Origin of the sequence: Ensifer sp. (genome assembly GCF_035999185.1) — a bacterium.
Taxonomy (GTDB): Bacteria; Pseudomonadota; Alphaproteobacteria; order Rhizobiales; family Rhizobiaceae; genus Ensifer.
Genome location: NZ_DASYHB010000069.1, coordinates 1 through 20,506 on the forward strand (window position 1 = coordinate 1; position 20,506 = coordinate 20,506).

The 20,506-nt window shown below is 63.3% G+C and carries 19 protein-coding genes; 10 read left to right on the plus strand and 9 right to left on the minus strand.

The genetic code is table 11. The features are described 5' to 3' along the window. A partial coding sequence (locus tag VGO04_RS07040) for a CcoQ/FixQ family Cbb3-type cytochrome c oxidase assembly chaperone (protein WP_327495259.1) occupies positions 1-84 on the plus strand: 84 nt, incomplete at its 5' end. Between the two features lie 4 nt (positions 85-88). After that, positions 89-952, plus strand: coding sequence for a cytochrome-c oxidase, cbb3-type subunit III (ccoP, locus tag VGO04_RS07045; RefSeq protein WP_327495242.1), 864 nt, complete (start codon positions 89-91; stop codon positions 950-952). Positions 953-1,231: 279 nt separating this feature from the next. On the opposite strand, the gene VGO04_RS07050 is transcribed toward ccoP, so the two are convergent. Further along, positions 1,232-2,785 (minus strand): MFS transporter, encoded by a 1,554-nt coding sequence (locus VGO04_RS07050; RefSeq protein ID WP_327495243.1) that lies wholly within the window; start codon positions 2,783-2,785, stop codon positions 1,232-1,234. Between the two features lie 97 nt (positions 2,786-2,882). Between VGO04_RS07050 and VGO04_RS07055 the strand changes: the two genes are divergently transcribed. Next, a complete protein-coding gene (locus tag VGO04_RS07055) occupies positions 2,883-3,686 on the plus strand; it encodes a helix-turn-helix transcriptional regulator (RefSeq protein WP_327495244.1) in 804 nt (267 codons plus the stop codon). Between the two features lie 139 nt (positions 3,687-3,825). Here VGO04_RS07055 and VGO04_RS07060 read toward each other — a convergent pair whose 3' ends face one another. The 5 genes from VGO04_RS07060 to VGO04_RS07080 form a co-directional block, all read right to left on the minus strand. After that, positions 3,826-4,722 (minus strand): hypothetical protein, encoded by an 897-nt coding sequence (locus VGO04_RS07060; RefSeq protein WP_327495245.1) that lies wholly within the window; start codon positions 4,720-4,722, stop codon positions 3,826-3,828. Positions 4,723-5,105: 383 nt separating this feature from the next. Further along, complete coding sequence (locus VGO04_RS07065) at positions 5,106-5,459, minus strand: VOC family protein (protein WP_327495246.1); 354 nt, start codon at positions 5,457-5,459, stop codon at positions 5,106-5,108. 4 nt (positions 5,460-5,463) lie between these two features. Continuing rightward, on the minus strand, positions 5,464-5,874 hold the full coding sequence (locus VGO04_RS07070; protein WP_327495247.1) for an SRPBCC family protein: 411 nt from the start codon (positions 5,872-5,874) through the stop codon (positions 5,464-5,466). Between the two features lie 95 nt (positions 5,875-5,969). Next, complete coding sequence (locus VGO04_RS07075; RefSeq protein WP_327495248.1) at positions 5,970-6,785, minus strand: helix-turn-helix domain-containing protein; 816 nt, start codon at positions 6,783-6,785, stop codon at positions 5,970-5,972. Beyond that, positions 6,761-8,239, minus strand: coding sequence for a sodium:alanine symporter family protein (locus VGO04_RS07080; RefSeq protein WP_327495249.1), 1,479 nt, complete (start codon positions 8,237-8,239; stop codon positions 6,761-6,763). Before VGO04_RS07080 ends, VGO04_RS07075 begins: the two co-directional genes overlap by 25 nt. 249 nt (positions 8,240-8,488) lie before the next feature. Here VGO04_RS07080 and ccoG point away from each other — a divergent pair, with 249 nt between their 5' ends. The 5 genes from ccoG (at position 8,489) to gndA (ending at position 14,610) form a co-directional block, all read left to right on the plus strand. Continuing rightward, on the plus strand, positions 8,489-10,063 hold the full coding sequence (ccoG, locus tag VGO04_RS07085; RefSeq protein ID WP_327495250.1) for a cytochrome c oxidase accessory protein CcoG: 1,575 nt from the start codon (positions 8,489-8,491) through the stop codon (positions 10,061-10,063). After that, a complete protein-coding gene (locus VGO04_RS07090) occupies positions 10,060-10,557 on the plus strand; it encodes a FixH family protein (protein ID WP_327495251.1) in 498 nt (165 codons plus the stop codon). The genes ccoG and VGO04_RS07090 overlap by 4 nt, the downstream gene beginning before the upstream one ends. After that, positions 10,554-12,842, plus strand: coding sequence for a cation-translocating P-type ATPase (locus tag VGO04_RS07095; protein WP_327495252.1), 2,289 nt, complete (start codon positions 10,554-10,556; stop codon positions 12,840-12,842). The genes VGO04_RS07090 and VGO04_RS07095 overlap by 4 nt, the downstream gene beginning before the upstream one ends. After that, positions 12,842-13,000, plus strand: a complete 159-nt coding sequence (gene ccoS, locus VGO04_RS07100; protein WP_043615060.1) for a cbb3-type cytochrome oxidase assembly protein CcoS — start codon at positions 12,842-12,844, stop codon at positions 12,998-13,000. Before VGO04_RS07095 ends, ccoS begins: the two co-directional genes overlap by 1 nt. A 179-nt stretch (positions 13,001-13,179) precedes the next feature. Next, positions 13,180-14,610 (plus strand): NADP-dependent phosphogluconate dehydrogenase, encoded by a 1,431-nt coding sequence (gene gndA, locus VGO04_RS07105; protein ID WP_327495253.1) that lies wholly within the window; start codon positions 13,180-13,182, stop codon positions 14,608-14,610. Between the two features lie 384 nt (positions 14,611-14,994). On the opposite strand, the gene VGO04_RS07110 is transcribed toward gndA, so the two are convergent. Then, a complete protein-coding gene (locus VGO04_RS07110) occupies positions 14,995-15,180 on the minus strand; it encodes a hypothetical protein (RefSeq protein ID WP_327495254.1) in 186 nt (61 codons plus the stop codon). A 156-nt stretch (positions 15,181-15,336) separates the two neighbouring features. Further along, on the minus strand, positions 15,337-16,959 hold the full coding sequence (locus VGO04_RS07115) for an ABC-F family ATP-binding cassette domain-containing protein (protein WP_327495255.1): 1,623 nt from the start codon (positions 16,957-16,959) through the stop codon (positions 15,337-15,339). Between the two features lie 287 nt (positions 16,960-17,246). On the opposite strand from VGO04_RS07115, the gene VGO04_RS07120 reads away from it, so the two are divergent. Beyond that, positions 17,247-17,564, plus strand: coding sequence for a hypothetical protein (locus tag VGO04_RS07120; protein ID WP_327495256.1), 318 nt, complete (start codon positions 17,247-17,249; stop codon positions 17,562-17,564). 175 nt (positions 17,565-17,739) lie between these two features. Here VGO04_RS07120 and VGO04_RS07125 read toward each other — a convergent pair whose 3' ends face one another. After that, positions 17,740-18,798 (minus strand): LacI family transcriptional regulator, encoded by a 1,059-nt coding sequence (locus VGO04_RS07125; RefSeq protein WP_327495257.1) that lies wholly within the window; start codon positions 18,796-18,798, stop codon positions 17,740-17,742. A 520-nt stretch (positions 18,799-19,318) separates the two neighbouring features. On the opposite strand from VGO04_RS07125, the gene VGO04_RS07130 reads away from it, so the two are divergent. Beyond that, positions 19,319-20,506 (plus strand): ABC transporter substrate-binding protein (locus VGO04_RS07130; protein WP_327495258.1); only part of this gene is annotated, 1,188 nt, incomplete at its 3' end.

Below are 20,506 nucleotides of genomic sequence, written 5' to 3' on the forward strand. Positions count from 1 at the left end.
CTGGGCGTCGTCGCCTTCATCTTCCGGCCCGGCGCCAAGAAGGCCGCCGATGATGCCGCAGCCATCCCCCTCAAGGAGGACTGAAATAATGGCGGACAAACACGTCGACGAAATCAGCGGCGTCGAGACCACCGGCCACGAATGGGACGGTATCCGCGAGCTCAACAACCCGATGCCGCGCTGGTGGGTCTATACCTTCTATGCGACGGTCGTCTGGGCGGTCGGCTACATGATCGTCTATCCGGCGGTGCCATTGCTCACCGACGCGACCAAGGGCGTGCTCGGCTATTCGAGCCGTGCCGAAGTGAGTGCAGAGCTTGCGAGCGCGAAGGCGGCGCAAGCCGGCAACCTTGAAAAGATCGCCACGAGCTCGCTTGCCGAGATCATGGCCGATCCGCAGCTGCAGCATTTTGCCGTTTCGGGCGGTGCCTCGGCCTTCAAGGTCAACTGCGCCCAGTGCCATGGCTCGGGTGCGGCCGGCTCTGCCGGCTTCCCGAACCTCAACGACGATGACTGGCTCTGGGGCGGCAAGCCCGAGGAGATCTACCAGACGATCGCGCACGGCATCCGCTACACCGGTGACGACGACACCCGCATTTCGGAAATGCCGTCCTTCGCAGAGATCCTGAAACCCGAGGAGATCAAGCAGACGGCAGCCTATGTCGTTAGCCTCACCGGCACGCCGTCGGACGCTTCGCTGGTCGGGCCGGGCAAGGCATTGTTCGCGGCCAATTGCGCTTCGTGCCATGGCGCCGATGCCAAGGGCAACCGCGAGTTCGGGGCGCCCGATCTTGCCGATGCGCTCTGGCTCAACGGCAGCACCGAGCAGGCGATCGTCGCCCAGATGAAGGCCCCCAAACACGGCGTCATGCCCGCCTGGCTGCCGCGTCTCGGCGACACCACGGTCAAGCAGCTGGCCGTGTTCGTGCATTCGCTGGGTGGGGGTGAGTAAAGAACGTGGCGGCCCCTCATCCGGCTGCCGCCACCTTCTCCCCATCATGAAGGGGAGAAGGGAACGAGCGGCGCCGGCGATGCCAATCGTCGACGTTGAGATCGGATTGGGGAACGACGAAGTTTGGCGCCAATGGGTGCGTCCAGCGGTTCTCTCCCCCCTGCGGGGAGAGATGTCCGGAAGGACAGTGAGGGGCAATCTCAAGACCAGCAGCGTTGGCCGACTGAGGGCAAGGCAACGCCGAAGGGGGCGGCTCTCTCTTTCCAGCACTGGAGCCCTTCACGATCGCGTCTCGCCGCCAACATGCCTCAGCGTGACCGCCGCCAACATGGCCATGACGGAGATGGCGATCGCGCAGACCGTTGCCGCGACGTTGAAGCCGGTGAGGAACGCCACTTGTGCCTGCTCCAGCACGCCTGCCGGCAGTTTGTGCGAGACGGACACGGTACCCGCGAGGCTGTCCGACACCCGGTGTCCGAGATCCTCGGCCAAGTCCCGGGGCAGCGCGGCCATTTCCGCGCGATAAACCGCCGTCGTCACGCTGCCGAGCGTGGCGATGCCGATGGCGAGGCCGAGTTCCTGTACCACCTCCGACAGGGCTGACGCCGATCCCGCCTTTTCGGGAGGGGCGGCACCGACGACGAGGTCGGTTCCAAGGGCTGCAATCGTGCCGAGGCCGAGATAAACAAGCGAGAACGACAGGGTGACCAGTGCAACCCCTTGCGGTGCGAGGTCCAGCTGCGTCAACAGCAGGTATCCGGCGACCGACAGGGCGAGGGCTCCGGCGATCACAGGCCCGGGGTGAACATGCCGGGCAAGGAGCGGCGCTGTGATACCCGCGACCAGCATGGCGAGCGCCGGCGGCCCCATCCTCATACCAGCCTCAAGTGGCGACAGCCCGGCGACGAGCTGCAAATACTGGGTCACGAGCAGCATCGTGCCGCCGACGCCGACAAGGCCGATCAACAGCACCATGAGCGCGGTGCTGAAGGTGCGGCTCGAAAACAGCGAGAGGTCGACCAGCGGGTTGCGGATCCGGCTCTGCCTGCAGATGAAGAGCGCCGCAAACACGAATCCGGCGACGAGGGCGAGGGCAGGGCCAGCGGTGATGCCCTGCTTGGCGATCTGCTTGATTCCGTAGACGATCGGCAGCAGCGTGGCGAGCGACAGCGCGACGCTTGCGATGTCAAAACGGCCTCCTTGTGGGGCACGGTATTCCGGCAGCAGGAAGGGAGCTGCGACGAGCAGCAGCCCGATGATCGGCAGCGCCACCAGAAAGGCCGAGCCCCACCAATAGCGCTCGAGAAGGACGCCGCCGACAATAGGGCCTGCGGCCATGCCGAGCGCGAACATCGTCGCCCACACGCCAATGGCAAGCGCCCTTTGATGCGCGTTGAGGAACATGTTGCTGATGAGCGCGAGTGTCGGCGGCATCAAGGTGGCGCCGGCGATCCCGAGCAGGGCGCGCGCGGCAATCAGCATGTTAGCGCTGGTGGAATAGGCCGCCATGACCGAGGCTGCCCCGAAGGCGGCGGCGCCGATCATCAGCAGTCTGCGCCGGCCGATGCGGTCGCCGAGCGTGCCCATGGTGATGAGAAAACCGGCGATCATGAAGCCATAGGCGTCGACGATCCAGAGCGCCTGCGAACTCGTCGGCTGAAGATCGGCGGCAAGCGCCGGAAGCGCGAGGTGCAGCAGCGTGACGTCGAGGCCGAGCAGCATGGTCGGCAGTGCCAGAAGGGCAAGGCCGATCCACGCGCGCGGACCGGCGCGGGCGTCGGACGGATGGGTCTGGAAGCCTGGGTCAGCGGATGGTTCGTGAACGGCGGTCAAGGGTGGTCTCCGGTTTGCCTGTTGCGGAAGCCACATCTTCAGGGCAGAGTTATCCCGGTACAATTTGGGTATTTATCCTATTACTGGAGGCAATGGCTTGAGCGAACGAAGCCTTGGCCGCACCAAGGACGATCTGTCTGCGTTCCTGATGCGCCACCGTATGCGGCTGGCGCCTGACGATGTCGGCCTACCGGCAACGGGACGGCGGCGCACGCCGGGGCTTAGGCGCGAGGAGGTGGCGGCGCTCGCCGGCGTCGGGCTTACCTGGTACACCTGGTTCGAGCAGGGGCGCGACATCAAGGTGTCGGAGGCGTTCCTGTTGAACGTGGCCCGGGCGCTGAGGCTCGACGACGCCGAATGCAGCCACCTGTTCCTGCTCGCCCACCGGCGTCCGCCGCCACCGGAGGCGCACCAGCGGGTTTCGGTTTCGCCGCTCGTTCAGCAGATGATGGACGAGCTTTCGACGCGGCCCGCCTATGTGGTGAACCTGCGCTCTGATGTCATCGCCTGGAACGCTGCTGCGGACAGTCTGTTCGATTTCAGCGGCATAGCGCGCGAGTCCCGCAATATCCTGCGGATGGTGTTTACCGATCCCCTTATGCGCTTGAGGCTTTCGGATTGGCGCGACGAAGCGCCGAAGCTCCTGGAGCAGTTGCGCTATGATCTTGCGGTGACGCCGGATGACCCGTTGATGCTGGCTCTGGTCGAGGACTTGAAAGCACTCTCTATCGACTTCAGGCGCTGGTGGCAGGCGACCGCTTCAGGTGAGCCGCAGCGTGGGATAGCCTTGCTGACAACGGCCAAGGCAGGCAAGCAGGCGTTTCGCCACGAGACGCTCGTGGTGGATGAGCACCGACATCTTCGGATGGTAGTCTACTTTTTAGAGCCGCAGTCAGACTGAAAGCCATCAGTGGCGCGCAGCACCGGTACGCAACAACATCATATTCGGCCGTCGCTTCTTCGGGGAGGAAACACGGAAATTCAGTGTGTTACGGCGATTCGTGTATGTCAGGTGCGATGGGCGGTGCCGTCGACCTTCTTTATTCCAGCGCCGCAGCGATCGTTGCACCCACGACGACGCTTGAAATCGCCGTGCCGAGCAGCAGCGACGTGTTGACCGGCCTCTTCACCACGGTGCCGAAGTTGAAGAGGTTCATCGGCAGTAGGTGAAAGCCGCCGCCTTCCGGCTTGCTGCGCGGCGCTTCCATGAAGCATTCGTCGTCGAACCAGACCCAGTCATCGCGCCAGGTCCAGCAGCCATGCTGACGGTAGACGGAGGCGACCTGTTCGGCAAAGGCCTTGTCGGCGGGCAGACGGATGTAGTCCTGCGGCTTGCGGCTGAAATACTGCATGGCAAGCGGCATCGAGCGCTCGGTGCAATAGTTCGACATCCAGAGCTTGAAGCCAATCTCGTCGCGAAGCCGGTCGAGCACGCGGAAAACCTGGACGTGGTCCTCATGGCCGTATTCTCCCCAGGGATTGTGGGTGAAGACATTCATGTCGGGCTTCAGGAGCGGCAGCAGCGTGCGATAGAGCGTCTCGTAGTTGTCGCGATAGGCCTGGGCGATCGGCCGGGTCGAGTGGCGGAAGTTGCCGGGCATGATCTGCGACAGCGATTTCTTGACGATGCGCTTGGCTTCGCGCCGCGTGCCTTCCGTGCCGAACTCCATGCCGAACGGGCCGGGCTTCGGGCTCGTCCAGTCGGCGCAATCGAACGAACCGGTTTCCTCCATCTCGAGGAAGCGGACATTGCTGCGCGGATAGGCATTGATCGCAGCCGTGCGGGCCTCACCCATCTGCGGCTCCGACCAGATGTCGCGGTAAAGGATGATCACCTCGTCGACTTTGCCGAGGATCGAGGTGAACCACAAAAGCTCGTCGTCGGGGTGGGCGCCGATGATGACGGAGTTCTTCAGGAAGTCGTGTGTGTCGGCCATCGCTTTTGCGCCCAATCGTTTCTCGCGCGCAATTCTGGCGTGCAGAGATTAAGCCGGGGTAAAGCGGGTCTACGTGTCCACCGGATATGGAGGTGAGGGCACCGCCGCGGTCTTGTCGATCGACCGATGAGACGCGGGCGTCACCAAGATCACCCTCATTTCTGTGCTTGTCACAGAAATCCAGCTGCGCCGCGTCTGCGGCGCGAGAAACGCAGGAGCCGTCAGTCTTGACGCAGAGTCAATCGCCGTGCGGACGCACGCGACTGGATCTCTGTGACGAGCACAGAGATGAGGGAGAAGAGGAGGTGAGCGCTGTAACTCTAACAGTACCTCCATTCGGTGGTCGTCTTTGCCCTCATTTCTCCTGCGTTAGCGTTACTGCTTCACTGCGCCGACCAGACCGCCAGCTCGTATCCATCCGGATCGGCGAAGTGGAAACGGCGGCCGCCGGGGAAAGTGAAGATCGGTTGTACGATCTTGCCGCCGGCCTTTTCGACGCGGGCCAGCATGTCCTCGAGGCTATCGGAATAGAGGATGATCAACGGGCCGCCGCTTCTGACCGGGCCCGTGGTGGTAAAGCCGCCGGTCAGCCGGCCGTCCTGGAATTCGCAGTATTCCGGCCCGTAGTCGGTGAAGGTCCAGCCGAAGGCGCCGCCATAGAAGGCTTTGCTTGCGGCGATGTCGGAAACGTTGAACTCGACATAGTCGATGCGGCGGTCGTTGCCCTTGGTACCCATGATGCTACCTGTCTTTTCCTGTTTCCATGATCGATTTGAGCGAGGCGAGGTCCTTCTCGACCCAGCGGATATCCCCGGCAAACTGGTCGTCGCTCATGCCAGGTTGGCGCAGCAGGGTGAACATCACTTCGGCGCCATCGCCGTTCGGCACGACGCGAAGCGCATTGTGAACCTGTGTGCCGTCTTCGAGCGTTACCAGATGATCGACCACGCCGAAGTCGTTCGTCGGGGCAAAGCGCACGCGGGCATTGCCGAGCGGTCCCGGCGCTAGCCAGTCGTCGCCGTCGCGCGCCAGTCCCGACGAGAGGCCGGACGCCCAGAGCGGCATGTCTTCGTGCCTGGCCATGAAGGCATAGACCTCGCGCCAGTTGCGCGCGATCGTGATGTGAATGATCTTCGCTTCGTGTGTTGCCATGCTTCGTTCTCCTGCTTCCGGGATAGCACGGGTGAAGCATGCGGTCTTGAACGAAACGGCCAGTCAGGGCCGGGCCGCGGGCAGCAAGAAACGTGTCAGGCGGCCTGGCGGTGAGGGCTGAGCTGGCTGCGGATTTCGGCCGGCGAAAGCGACGTCAACGCCCTGGCTTCACGAGTGAGATGCGCCTGGTCGGCGTATCCGGCATCAAATGCGAGGGCGCCGAGGTTTATCGATGGCTCGCTTCGGCATGCATCCAGGAAGCGCTGCAGGCGCAGGATGCGGTCCAGCGTCTTGGCGCCATAACCGAAGTGCTCGTGACAGCGGCGGCGCAGCGTCCGCTCGCTGGTGCCGTTGGACGCGGCCAACGATCGGATCGGATTATCCTCTGAGTGTCGGTGCCGTTCGAGGTGCGCGAGGCAAGCGGCGACATCGCTTGGTGGCGGGTTGACGTCCGCCAGGCGCTGCAGCACCGCTTCCGCCAGAATTTCGCCGCGCTTGGTCGAGCCTGTGGCCTCGTGCAGCCTCGCATCGAGTTCGCGTGCGTGCCTGCCCCAGAAAGCATCGAGTGGGACGAGGTTACCCGTGATTTCGGAAAGAGCCGTGCGCAGGAAGGAGGCGGCCACGCCCGGCCGGAAGCGCAGGCCGACGACCGTCGTGCCGGGCGCAATGACGGGGAAGGCGGCCGTGCGGTCGGGTCCAACGACCACGAGGCCGTAATCGGACCAGAGAAGATCGACGCAGCCGTCGGGCACGACCGCCATCCGCGCGGCCGGCCCCTTGGGCATCTCGTGGCTCCAGAGGCATTCGACATGCCCCGACAGCGCAGATGGCGCGGCGCGTTCCAGATAGACGCCGTGCTTTTTTGCCAATGTCAGTCTTGTCGGTGTCAGCGGCCCGTTGGAGCCGTCCATGCCTTGTCCTCCACACGCCCGCCCATGGCGAGCGCTTCTTCGCGCGTCCAGATCTCGCCGTCGATCTGCCCCTGCAGCTCGGGATAGTCGGCTGCGTGGAACACGGGCTCGATACCCTGGCGACGCTGGGCGAAATAGTCCTTGGTCAGCTTCGCAATGGTACCGGACAGAAGCACGATGGCAATGAGGTTGATCGTCGCCATCAGCCCCATGGAGGCGTCTGCCGCGTCGAACACCGTCGTGATGCTTTCGGACGCGCCCCAGACGACCATGGCGAGCACGGCACAACGCATGACCAACACGCCCAGCCGGTTGGCGCCGCCGAGATAGGTGAGCGCGTTTTCCGCATAGGAATAGTTGCCGATGATCGAGGTGAAGGCGAAGAAGAAGATTGCGATCGCGATGAAGTAGCTGCCGGCCCAGCCGATGTGCACGTTCATCGCGGCTTGCGTGAGCTGCGTGCCGGTGACGCCGGAGCCCGGCTCCAAAGTGCCCGACAGAAGAATCATCACTGAGGTCGCGGTGCAGATCAGGATGGTGTCGATGAAGACGCCGAGCGACTGAACGAAGCCCTGCGAGGCCGGGTGGTGCGGCACGGGCGTCGCAACGGCGGCGATGTTCGGGGCCGAGCCCATGCCCGCTTCGTTGGAAAACAGGCCGCGCTTGACGCCGTTCATCATCGCGGCCGTGACGCCACCGGCCACGCCGCCTGCTGCTTCCTGCAGGCCGAAGGCACTGGAGATGATCGTCCAGAGCACGCTCGGGACGATCGCGGCGTTGGCGACGAGCACGTAGATCGCCGTCAGGAGATAGGCTGCCGCCATGAAGGGCACGACGATTTCCGCGACGCGGGCGATCTGGCGGATGCCGCCGAAGATGACGATGCCGGAGATTGCCGCGACCGCGAGGCCGACGACTATCTTCGGAACGCCGAAGGCGCCCTGGACTGCGTCAGCGATGGAATTGGCCTGCACCGCGTTGAAGACAAGGCCGAAGGAGAGAATGAGGCAGACGGAGAAGATCGTCGCCGCCCAGGGCGCATTGAGGCCACGGGCGATGTAGAAGGCGGGGCCGCCACGGTACTGGCCGTCTTCGTTCCTCACCTTGTAGAGCTGCGCCAGCGCGCTTTCGGCATAGGCTGTCGCCATGCCGACAAGCGCTACCATCCACATCCAGAAGGTGGCCCCCGGGCCGCCGAGGTAGAGTGCCACCGCAACGCCGGCGAGATTGCCGGTGCCGACGCGGGACGCAAGGCTGACGGTCAGCGCCTGGAACGGACTGATGCCGGCCGAATCCTTCGAGCCGCCGCTGCTCAAGACGCGAAACATCTCGCCGAAATGCACGATCTGCGGAAAGCCGAGGCGCAGCGTAAAATAGATGCCGACGGCGAGCAGGCCGTATATCAGCACGTAGCCCCAAAAAATCGTGTTCAGAAAGCCGATGATCGTGTCCATGCGGTTCCTCATTGGTATTGCAGATGTCGTGATGTCGCGATCCGCTGTGCGGATCGGATGCGAAAGCCCGAACATTTCTTGCGAAAGCCGGACGTACCGCGCGAAAGCGGTGGGCTTTCGTCTGAAAGTCCGGGCGTTTCGCCGCATGCAGGCGCTTTAGCCCGCAAACTTGACACAGATCAACGTTTTCCGGCGCCAAATCGGGCAAAACGATGCGCAATACATGACATATCCGGGGATTTCCCACAAATGAGCCCTCAATCCGCCGCAAATCCAGCCTCCGTCGAACGTCACGAGGCCGAACCGGTCAATGCGGCGCACGTGCGCAAGCCGCTCTACGAAAAGCGCAAGAAGATCTTTCCGAAGCGGGCCGAAGGCGGGTTTCGCCGTTTCAAGTGGCTGGTGATGCTGGTCACGCTCGGCATCTATTACCTGACACCCTGGATCCGCTGGGATCGCGGCGAGCATGCGCCCGACCAGGCCGTGCTCGTCGATATCGGCGCCCGGCGCTTCTACTTCTTCTTCATCGAGATCTGGCCGCAGGAATTCTTCTTCGTCGCCGGCCTGCTCGTCATGGCCGGCTTTGGCCTGTTCCTCGTCACCTCGGCGGTCGGGCGCGCCTGGTGCGGCTATACCTGTCCCCAGACGGTCTGGGTCGATCTCTTCCTGGTGGTCGAGCGCTATATCGAGGGCGACCGCAACGCCCGCATGAAGCTCGATGCCGGCCCCTGGACGTTCGACAAGGTCGTCAAGCGGGTGTCGAAGCACACGATCTGGATTCTGATCGGCATCGCCACCGGCGGCGCCTGGATCTTCTATTTCGCCGATGCGCCGACGCTGCTCAAAAGCTTCGTTTCGCTGCAGGCGCCCATGGTCGCCTACATGACCGTCGCGATCCTGACAGCGACGACCTATGTCTTCGGCGGGCTGATGCGCGAGCAGGTCTGCACCTACATGTGCCCGTGGCCGCGCATCCAGGCGGCGATGCTCGACGAAAACTCGCTGGTCGTGACTTACAACGACTGGCGCGGCGAGCCGCGCTCGCGCCACCAGAAGAAGGCGGCGGCCGCTGGCGAGAGTGTCGGCGATTGTGTTGACTGCAACGCCTGCGTCGTCGTCTGTCCGATGGGCATCGATATCCGCGACGGACAGCAGCTCGAATGCATCACCTGCGCGCTCTGCATCGACGCCTGCGACGGCGTCATGGACAAGCTCGGGCGCGAACGCGGGCTGATCTCCTATGCGACGCTCAACGACTATGCCGCCAACATGGCGCTTGCCACCAATGGCGGCACGGCCGCGATCGACCCCGGCCGGGTGCGTGATGCCGAAGGCAACTTCTCCGACAAGGTGCGCCACTTCAACTGGAAGATCGTCTTCCGTCCGCGGGTGCTGCTCTATCTCGGTGTGTGGACGCTCGTCGGGATCGGCCTGCTCTATGCGCTTCTGTCGCGCGACCGGCTGGAGCTCAACGTGCTGCACGACCGCAACCCGCAATTCGTCGTCGAATCCGACGGCTCGGTGCGCAACGGCTACATGGTCAAGCTCTTGAACATGATCCCCGAACAACGCACCATCACGCTTGCCATCGACGGCCTGCCGTCGGCGACGATGCGCATCGCCGGCCAGGCGCCGGGCGACGGACGCACGTTTGCGATCGGCGTCGATCCGGACAAGGTGACGGCGGTCAAGGTCTTCGTGACGCTGCCGAAAGACAAGCTTTTCGAGGCGGCCGACGGCTTCAGCCTCATCGTCGAGGACCCGTCGAGCCACGAGCGTGACGTCTACAAGGCCAACTTCAACAGCCCGGGAGCCGCGAAATGACGACCAAACAGGCAAAGGCTCCGCGCCCCTTCACCGGCTGGCACATGCTCGGCGTCATGGTGCTGTTCTTCGGCACGATCATCACCGTCAACCTGATCATGGCCTGGAACGCCAGCCACAGCTGGAGCGGGTTGGTGGTGCAAAACACCTATGTTGCCAGCCAACAGTTCAACGGCAAGGTGAAGGAGGCCAAGGCCTTTGCCGCTGATGGGCTCGACGGCAAGCTCAGCGTCGAGAGGCAAGCGCTGCGCTACACGCTGACCCGCCGGGGCAATCCGGAGATGACGGCCGACAAGGTCGTCGCGGTGTTGAAGCGCCCGGTCGAGGAACATGAGGACGTGACCGTCGAGATGGCCCACCAGGGCGAGGGCGTCTTCGTTGCGGCGACCGCATTGAAGCGCGGCCAGTGGATTGCCGACGTGACTGCAACGGCGGGCGACACCGTCGTCTACCGTCAGGCCATCCGCTTCATCGTGCCGGGAGATGCCCAATGAGCTGCTGCGCTCCGGGAACCGAGGGGGCTCTGGAGGTCGACAGGGCCGGGCAGGGACTGCCGACATCGGAAGAGCTGTGGCTGACGAGCCGGTCGCTCGGTGGCGGCCTGCGCCAGACCGATCTCAGCGTTCCCGGCGTCCATTGCGGCGCCTGCATCACCACGCTTGAGGGCGCCTTGAAGGCGCGCCCCGAAGTCGAGCGCGCCCGCGTCAATCTATCGTCCCGCCGTGTCTCGGTCGTCTGGAAGGAAGAGACGGGCGGCACGAGGACCGATCCGCGGGAACTGGCGCGGGCCATTCGCGCCCGCGGCTACGAGACCCATCTGTTTGCGCCGGGCGAGGAAGATGGCGACCAGACGCTGAAGCAGCTGGTGCGCGCCGTTGCCGTTGCCGGTTTCGCCTCGGCCAACATCATGCTTCTTTCCGTCTCCGTCTGGTCGGGCGCCGAAGCCGCCACGCGCGATCTCTTCCACTGGATCTCGGCGCTGATTGCCGCGCCGACGCTGATCTATTCCGGGCGCTTCTTCTATGCGTCCGCCTGGAACGCGCTGAAGCACGGCCGCACCAACATGGACGTGCCGATCGCGCTCGCCATCACGCTCTCCTACTCGATCTCCCTCTATGAGACGATCACCCACGGCACCCATGCCTGGTTCGACGGCACCGTGATGCTGCTCTTCTTCCTTTTGATCGGCCGCACGCTCGACCATATGATGCGTGGCCGGGCGCGCTCGGCGATCAGCAGCTTGGCCAGGCTGTCGCCGCGTGGAGCCATGGTCATCGATGCCGATGGCGGGCGCGAATATCGCCCCGTCGACGAGATCAGGCCCGGCGAAAAGCTGGCGATATCGGCCGGTGAACGCATTCCTGTCGATGGTCGCATTCTCTTCGGTGCAAGCGACCTCGATCGCTCGATCGTCAATGGTGAGAGCGCGCCGGCACCGGTGAAGGTCGGCGACACCGTGGAGGCTGGCACGATGAACCTCACCGGGCCGCTGACCATTGAGGCGACGGCGGCGGCGCGCGACTCGCTGCTTGCCGAAATCATGGGGCTGATGGAGGCTGCCGAAGGGGGCAGGGCGCGCTATCGCCGCATTGCCGACCGGGCGGCGCAATATTATTCGCCGGCCGTGCACCTCCTGGCGCTCATCAGCTTCATCGGCTGGATGTTCGTCGATGGCGATTTCCATCACGCGATGCTGGTGGCGGTCGCCGTGCTCATCATCACCTGCCCCTGCGCGCTCGGGCTCGCGGTGCCGGTGGTGCAGGTGATCGCCGCTGGACGCCTCTTCCAGAACGGCGTCATGGTCAAGGACGGTTCTGCGATGGAGCGGCTCGCCGAGATCGACACCGTGCTGCTCGACAAGACGGGCACGCTGACGGTGGGCGAACCGCGGCTTGTCAACGGCGGCGATATCCAGCCGGCGGTGCTTTCGACGGCGGCCGGGCTTGCCGCCCATTCGCGCCATCCGCTGGCGATGGCCATTCACGATGCGGCAAAGCTTGCCCCTGTCATCGCCGGTGAGATCAAGGAAATCCCCGGTGCGGGCATTGAGGCCCATACGGATGCAGGCGTCTACCGGCTGGGCAGCCGCGCCTTTGCCTGTGGCGATGCTGGGCAGGCGAGCGGGCAATCGGAAGCGATCCTGTCGCTCGACGGTCGCGAGCTTGCCTGCTTCCGTTTCGAAGACCGTCTGCGGCCGTTCGCTCGCGAAAGCATCGCCAAACTCGGCCGCCTCGGTCTGTCGACCGGCATCCTCTCGGGTGACCGCAAGCCGGTGGTCGCAGCGCTTGCCGGACGCGTCGGCATCGAGCGCTTCAAGGCGGAGCTGACACCGCGCGGCAAGGTCGACGAATGCGCGGCCGCTGCCGAAGGCGGGCACCGCGTGCTGATGGTCGGCGACGGCATCAACGATGCGCCGGCGCTGAGGGCCGCCCACGTCTCCATGGCACCGGCAACGGCGGCCGATGTCGGGCGCCAGGCGGCGGATTTCGTCTTCCTGCATCAGGGGCTCAACGCCGTGCCGATGGCGATCGACACGTCGCGACGGGCAGGAAAACTGATCCGCCAGAACTTTGTGCTGGCGATCGGCTACAACGTCATTGCGGTGCCGATCGCGATCCTCGGTTATGCGACGCCGCTGATTGCCGCCGTCGCCATGTCGACTTCGTCGGTTATCGTCGTTGCCAACGCCTTGCGCCTGCGTGCGGTCACCGGCAATGTCAGCGAGGCGGCAGAGGAGAGGCAAACGGCCGTCAGTCTGGAGCCGGTCGGGAGCGTCTGATGAACACGTTGATCTATCTCATTCCCATCGCCCTGTTTCTGGGGGGAATAGGTCTCGTCGCCTTCCTCTGGGCGCTGAAGAGCGGCCAGTACGAGGACCTTGAGGGAGCGTCCTGGCGCGTGCTCGACGATGGCGACGGCAAGCCTGAAAAGAAGTGATTTTGTCAGGAATCGCTTGTCGTTAATCGATTTGAATGCCAAAACAACCTCCGCCGTCGCTTCTCGCGCCCGGGCCTTCGACAGAGCCCCGCGCGAGCGGCGAAGTTCAATTCGAAGAGCCGGCTTTGACGCGTTTATCCCGATCGCGCCCGGCACTTCTGTCCAATGGAGGCAATCACGTGTCACAGGCGGAAATCGGCCTAATCGGTCTCGGCGTCATGGGCTCGAACCTGGCGCTCAACATCGCTGAAAAAGGCAACAAGATCGCGGTGTTCAACCGTACCGTCGAAGCGACGCACAAGTTCTACGCGGAAGCGGGCGACCTTCAGGGCCAGATTGTGCCCTGCGACACCATCGAAGAGTTTGTCGCCGCCATCCGCCCGCCGCGCCCGATCATCATCATGATCAAGGCCGGTGAGCCGGTCGACCAGCAGATGAAGATCCTCGAGCCCTACCTCTCCAAGGGCGACATCATGATCGATGCCGGCAATGCCAACTTCCGCGACACGATGCGCCGCTTCGAGGCGCTGAAGGATTCGGGCCTGACCTTCATCGGCATGGGCGTTTCCGGCGGTGAAGAGGGCGCCCGCCATGGTCCGTCGATCATGGTTGGCGGCAAGGAAGAGTCCTGGAAGCGGGTCGAGACGGTGCTGACCTCGATTGCTGCGAAGTACAACAACGTGCCTTGCGTTGCCTGGCTCGGCGAAAACGGTGCCGGCCACTTCGTCAAGACCATTCACAACGGCATCGAATATGCCGACATGCAGATGATCGCCGAAATCTACGGCATCCTGCGCGACGGCCTGAAGATGTCGGCGACCGAGATCGGCGAAGTCTTCGGCACCTGGAACAAGGGTCGCCTCAACTCCTACCTGATCGAGATCACCGAGAAGGTGCTGAAGGCAGCCGATCCGCTCACCGGCAAGCCGATCGTCGACCTGATCCTCGACAAGGCTGGCCAGAAGGGCACCGGCAAGTGGTCGGTGATCGAAGCGCAGAACATGGGCGTTCCGGCAACCGCGATCGAAGCGGCCGTCGCCGCGCGCAGCATCTCGTCGGCCAAGGAAGAGCGTGAAGCCGCCGAGACGATCCTCGGGCTCCCGCCGGTCGGCGAGTTCAAGGTGGCCGACAAGGCCGCCTTCATCAAGGATCTGGAAAGCGCGCTGCTTGCGGCCAAGATCGGTGCCTATGCGCAAGGCTTTGCCGTCATGTCGGCCGCCTCCAAGGAGTTCAACTGGAACCTGCCGATGCCGACCATCGCCAAGATCTGGCGCGCCGGCTGCATCATCCGCTCGCAGTTCCTCGACGAAATCACCACCGCCTTCACCAAGGCGCCTGACGCCGCCAACCTGATCGTCACGCCTGCCTTCGCGGCCATGGTCAAGGAAACCGACGGGGCACTGCGCCGCGTCGTTTCGGCTGCCGTCCTCAGCGGCCTGCCGGTTCCGGCGCTCGCCTCGGCGCTCGGATACTTCGACAGCTACCGCCGCGGCCGCGGCACGGCCAACGTCATCCAGGCCCAGCGCGACTTCTTCGGCGCGCACGGCTTCGACCGTGTGGACGGCGCAGACAGCCACCACGGCCCGTGGGGCAGCGGCCTCAACGCCTAAGTCTCGAAGAGAGAGCTTGAAACGGGGCGGCCATGGGTCGCCCCGTTTGCTTTGGGGTTGTCGACGGCGGTTCAGAAATCCGTTGGCAAGCGTGGGGTTTTAAGAAACTGGGACCTTTGGCCCCGGCCCATCGGACCAAAGTCCGATCGATTTCACGCGGCAGGGCTTCTAAGCTCTGGGGGTTGCCACGGCAACACCTCACAAGCACCTAGTTTTTTGAGAACCGATTTAGAGCCGCGCCCCGTCTGCTGCATGTGCAGGGCTGGGCCTGCTTGGAGATTCGATTTCCGTCGAGCGCAAGCGGATGTCGCGAAATGTTGGGCGCCGGCGCGCAGCGCCCAACTCGCGAAACAAGCGCTAAGACGCACGCACCGAAGGAAGCCGTTAGCCTGGTGTTGAAACGGGCGGTGAATGCGTCGATCCAGGGTCGCTCAAAGGTCCCGGGTTGGAGCAGGACTTGATCGGAAGAATTGCGAATGGTGCGGCAATCATCAGCATGACGATGATCAGCAGCAGCCTGTCGGTAAAGGCTGCTCGAAAAATCTGCAGCACGTAATGCTTCGTCTTCATTGCCCGCACGCTTTCATCGCCGCCAAACGATGGCGGCAAGGCGCGGCAGAACTGAGGCGTGGCATTGTTTTGCCGGTGGCAGCAAGCGCGCTGGTCGCCAAGAGGCGGCGCCAGCCGAAGGGCATGCCGCCAAGGCGGCACGCTCAGCGATGGTGACTAGCTTCTGAGGCCCGGCGCTTCCTGGCCGGTGCGCTCGACATATTCCGTATAGCCGCCGCCGTACTGGTGGATGCCCTCGGGCGTCAGCTCCAGCACGCGATTGGAAAGGGCTGCGAGGAAGTGGCGGTCGTGCGAGACGAAGAGCATGGTGCCTTCATAGTCCGCCAGCGCCTTGATCAGCATTTCCTTGGTATCGAGGTCGAGGTGGTTGGTCGGCTCGTCGAGCACCAAGAGGTTCGGCGGATCGAACAGCATGATCGCCATGACCAGGCGCGCCTTCTCGCCACCCGAAAGAACCCGGCACTTCTTCTCGACATCGTCGCCGGAAAAGCCGAAGCAGCCGGCAAGGGCGCGCAGCGGCGCCTGGCCTGCCTGCGGGAAGGTGTCTTCGAGCTGCTGCAGCACCGTGCGGTCGCCGTCGAGCACGTCCATGGCGTGCTGGGCGAAGTAGCCCATCTTGACGCTGGCTCCGAGGGCGACATTGCCTTCGTCCGGCTCGGTCGAGCCGGCGACGAGCTTCAAGAGCGTCGACTTGCCGGCGCCGTTGATGCCCATGATGCACCAGCGCTCGCGGCGGCGCACCATGAAGTCCAGCCCCTCATAGATGCTGCGGCTGCCGTATTTCTTGTGCACGCCCTTGATGTTGATGACGTCTTCGCCGGAGCGCGGCGCCGGGCGGAATTCGAAGTTGACCGTCTGGCGGCGCTTCGGCGGCTCGACGCGGTCGATCTTTTCGAGCTTCTTCACCCGGCTCTGCACCTGCGAGGCGTGCGAGGCGCGCGCCTTGAAGCGCTCGATGAACTTGATTTCCTTGGCAAGCATTGCCTGCTGGCGCTCGAACTGCGCCTGCTGCTGCTTCTCGTTCTGGGCGCGCTGCTGTTCGTAGAAGCCATAGTCGCCCGAATAGGCGTTCAGCTGGCCGGCGTCGATCTCGATGATCTTGGTGATGATGCGGTTCATGAACTCGCGGTCGTGCGAGGTCATCATCAGCGCGCCGTCATAGTTCTTGAGGAAGTCTTCAAGCCAGATCAGGCTTTCGAGATCGAGATGGTTGCTCGGTTCGTCGAGCAGCATCACGTCCGGCCGCATGAGCAGAATGCGGGCAAGCGCCACGCGCATCTTCCAGCCGCCCGAGAGCTTGCCGACGTCATCGTCCATCATTTCCTGGGAGAAGCTCAGGCCAGCCAGCACTTCGCGGGCGCGGCCCTCGAGCGCGTAGCCGTCGAGCTCCTCGTAGCGCGCCTGCACCTCGCCATAGCGCTCGATGATCGCGTCCATTTCGTCCAATCGATCCGGATCGACCATGGCGGCCTCAAGCTCGCGCAGTTCGGCCGCGACTTCGCTGACCGGGCCTGCGCCGTTCATGACTTCGGAAACCGCACTGTTGCCGGACATCTCGCCGACGTCCTGGTTGAAGTACCCGATGGTGATGCCCTTATCGACCGCGACCTGGCCTTCGTCCGGGATTTCCTCGCCGGTGATCATGCGGAAGAGCGAGGACTTGCCGGCGCCGTTCGGACCGACGAGGCCGACCTTTTCGCCGCGGTTCAGCGCGGCGGAAGCTTCGATGAAGAGGATACGGTGGCTGAGCTGCTTGCTGATATTTTCGATACGGATCATGTCTGCGGTAGCCTGAAGGGAGGAGCGGGGCGCCTCGCGCCCAATTGTTGTCCCGGCCTGTCGCAGGTTTCTGCGTCACAAGCAAGACTTGAGGGCGTTTCCACGTCGTTTCGCGAGGCCCAGATTAACTCTCGCGAGGTCAAGTGTGGCTGCTGGCCATCTTCTTGGCCTATGTTCGCTTTCGCCGTTGGGTCGAGCAAGGCGTTTGGGATGCGCTGCTTTGACTACACATACGCTGTAAACATGTGTTCTAATCAGAACGCAACCAGCGTCATAGAGGACATCAAGTGCTTACGAAGAAGCAAACGCTCTGGGCATTGCCGATCCTCATCGCCAGCTTCGCAGCATTATGTGCGACTGGTTACATGTCTGAGGAATGGTTTCTCATAAAGAATGACGGGCTGACTGCGTTAGTCATCATTGCGATGATCGCAAACCTTTTTGCCTTGGTCTTCGTTTCCTTCTCAATCTTTCTGTCAGGCGTAACTACGCTTCTTTTCAATGCCTCAAGCCCTGACTTTTGGCAGAAAACAAGCAATCCGTTCTACTATCTTCTTTGGAGCGAACTGCAGGAGGCTACAACTAAGAACGAGCGGACTGAGTGAGCAGAACATAGGTCCTCATTCCGTATTTGTCACAGGAACCCAGTCAGCCCAAGTCCTTGGGCCTAAAGGACTGCTCCGCGCCGCGGACGCGGCGCTGCTGGATCCCTGTGACGGGGCACAGGGATGAGGGCGAAGAAATGTTCGCCGCCCCCTGACTCTCGTGTGCCCTGCCGGCTCAGGCCCGCAGGCCGCGCGTGATCGGCGGCTGGAACTCCGGTTGGCTGAGGCTCTGCAGCGTTTCCGGCGGCTGGCCGTCGATATGGCCGATCACCGCCTTGGCGAGTTCCCGGCCGGCAACCCGGATGTCCTCGTACATGGTCATCACTTCAGGGCGCAGCCAGCGCAGGAAGTCGCTCGGGGACTTCGAAACCATGTCGCAGTCTTCGCTGAGCTTCTTCTTGGCCATCTCCAGCCCGGCGATCAGCGCGATGGCGCCGGAGCCGCTGCCCGAGACGATGCCGTCGGGCGCATCCTCGGAGCGCATCAGCACCTCGAAGGCGTCACGGATCTCGACCAGCGAATGGTCGATGTTGGTCTGGTGGAAGCCGACCGCGTCGGCCTGGAAGTCGCGCAGGCCGCGCTCGAAGCCGGCGCGCATGTGCGAATAGAAGGTGAGGTGCGGCGGCGGCTCGAGCAGCACCAGCTTCCGCCTGCCGCGTGCGACGAGCTTGCGCACCGCCTCATAGGCGAAGCGCTCGTTGTCGAAGTCGTGATAGGGATGGACGATGCCCATCTCGGTGCGGCCATGGGTGACGAAGGGCAGGCCGCGTTCGGTCAGAAGTGCGACGCGCGGATCGTGCGGCTCGGTGCGCGAGATGATCACGCCGTCGGCAGCGCCTGTGTCGAGGATGTAGCGGATCGGCGCCATCGCGTCCTTGACGGCGCTATAGGGGGTGACAACCAGATGATAGGGCGTGCCGGCGAGGATCTCGGTGATGCCCACCACCATCGGGCTGGTGATGCCCATGATCTCTTCTTCGAGCGTCAACACGAGGCTGATGACGTTGGTCTTGCCGGTTCTAAGCCGCACGCCGGCGCGGTTCGGCTGGTAGCCGATCTGCTTGGCGACGAGGCGGACACGCTCCTTGGTTTCCGCGCCGATATCCGGCGCGTCCTTCAGCGCCCGTGACACCGTGGTGATGCCAAGGCCGGTCATGAAGGCGATCGTCTTCAGCGTCGGCCGGCCGCCATCCGGCGGCGGCGTCAGCGGCCTGTTTTTCGTTTTGTTGTCCATTGCCGTCACCCGCCCACTCTCTAGTTCGCGCGCAGCCAACCTTGCCCGGCCGGCTGCAAACACGTCGGTTCGGCCCTGTCCATCGCGCCGTCGCCTGTCCCGTCTTCGCCTTATATACGAAAAGTCGTGAGCGGCTATGCTGCTTTGGACGGATCAAATTGCTTCAAATCTGTAACGATACAGTCGCGATGTCGAGCATTTTCGTTGCTGCAGTGCGAAAGGTGGGGCCGTCAGGTTGAATCGCGCCGTTGAACGTCATTTTTTTGCGTTTGCGAAAAGCCGGTCTCCCTACGGATGCACGGCGTTCGGAAAAACGTGTTAAATATCAGCTTTATAAGAGCGTTTTCTATGCGGAGTGGATCGGTCGGCAGCCGATGCCAAGCGCTTTGAGCGGTCACTGTCATCTGCACGCAATGGGTGTTTTTTAAGATTCTGTTTAAATCGATTGTGGTGGGTGTTGCGTCCTGTAATCGATTGCACTAAGTTTTTTACGGTAACGTTACAGTGAGGGAGGAGACTCATGAATTTACGTTCTTTCGCAGCCATGCTCGCAACCGCAGTGGCCCTGCCGCTCGGTGCAGCCAGCGCCGCCGATCTTGAAGTAACCCATTGGTGGACCTCGGGCGGTGAAGCAGCCGCAGTCGCCGAACTCGCCAAGGCCTTCGATGCGACCGGAAACCACTGGGTCGATGGCGCGATCGCCGGCTCGGGCGGCACGGCTCGGCCGATCATGATCAGCCGCATCACCGGCGGCGACCCGATGGGCGCCACGCAGTTCAACCATGGCCGCCAGGCGGAAGAGCTGGTCCAGGCCGGGCTGATGCGCGACCTCACCGATGTCGCGACCCGCGAACACTGGAAGGACATCATCAAGCCGGCGAGCCTGCTCGATTCCTGCACCATCGACGGCAAGATCTATTGCGCGCCGGTCAATATCCACTCCTGGCAGTGGTTGTGGCTGTCGAACGCCGCCTTCAAGACGGCTGGCGTCGACGTGCCGAAGAACTGGGATGAATTTGTCGCCGCGGCACCGGCGCTCGAAAAGGCCGGCATCGTGCCGCTCGCCGTCGGCGGTCAGCCGTGGCAGGCAGCCGGTGCCTTCGACGTCTTGATGGTGGCGATCGCCGGCAAGGACACCTTCCAGAAGGTCTTTGGCGACAAGGACGAGGAAGTGGCGGCCGGCCCTGAGATCGCCAAGGTCTTCAAGGCTGCCGACGATGCCCGCCGCATGTCGAAGGGCAGCAATGTCCAGGACTGGAACCAGGCGACCAACATGGTCATCACCGGCAAGGCCGGCGGCCAGATCATGGGCGACTGGGCGCAGGGCGAGTTCGCGCTTGCCGGCCAGAAGGCCGGAACGGACTACACCTGCCTGCCGGGTCTCGGCGTCAACGAGATCATCTCGACCGGCGGCGACGCCTTCTACTTCCCGCTTCTGAAGGATGAGGAAAAGTCGAAGGCGCAGGAAGCACTGGCTTCGACGCTGCTCGATCCGAAGACGCAGGTCGCCTTCAACCTCAAGAAGGGTTCGCTGCCGGTGCGCGGCGACGTCGATCTGGCTGCTGCCAACGACTGCATGAAGAAGGGCCTTGATATCCTTGCCAAGGGCAACGTGATCCAGGGCACCGACCAGCTGCTTTCGGCCGACAGCCAGAAGCAGAAGGAGGACCTGTTCTCCGAATTCTTCGCCAACCCGTCGATCACGCCG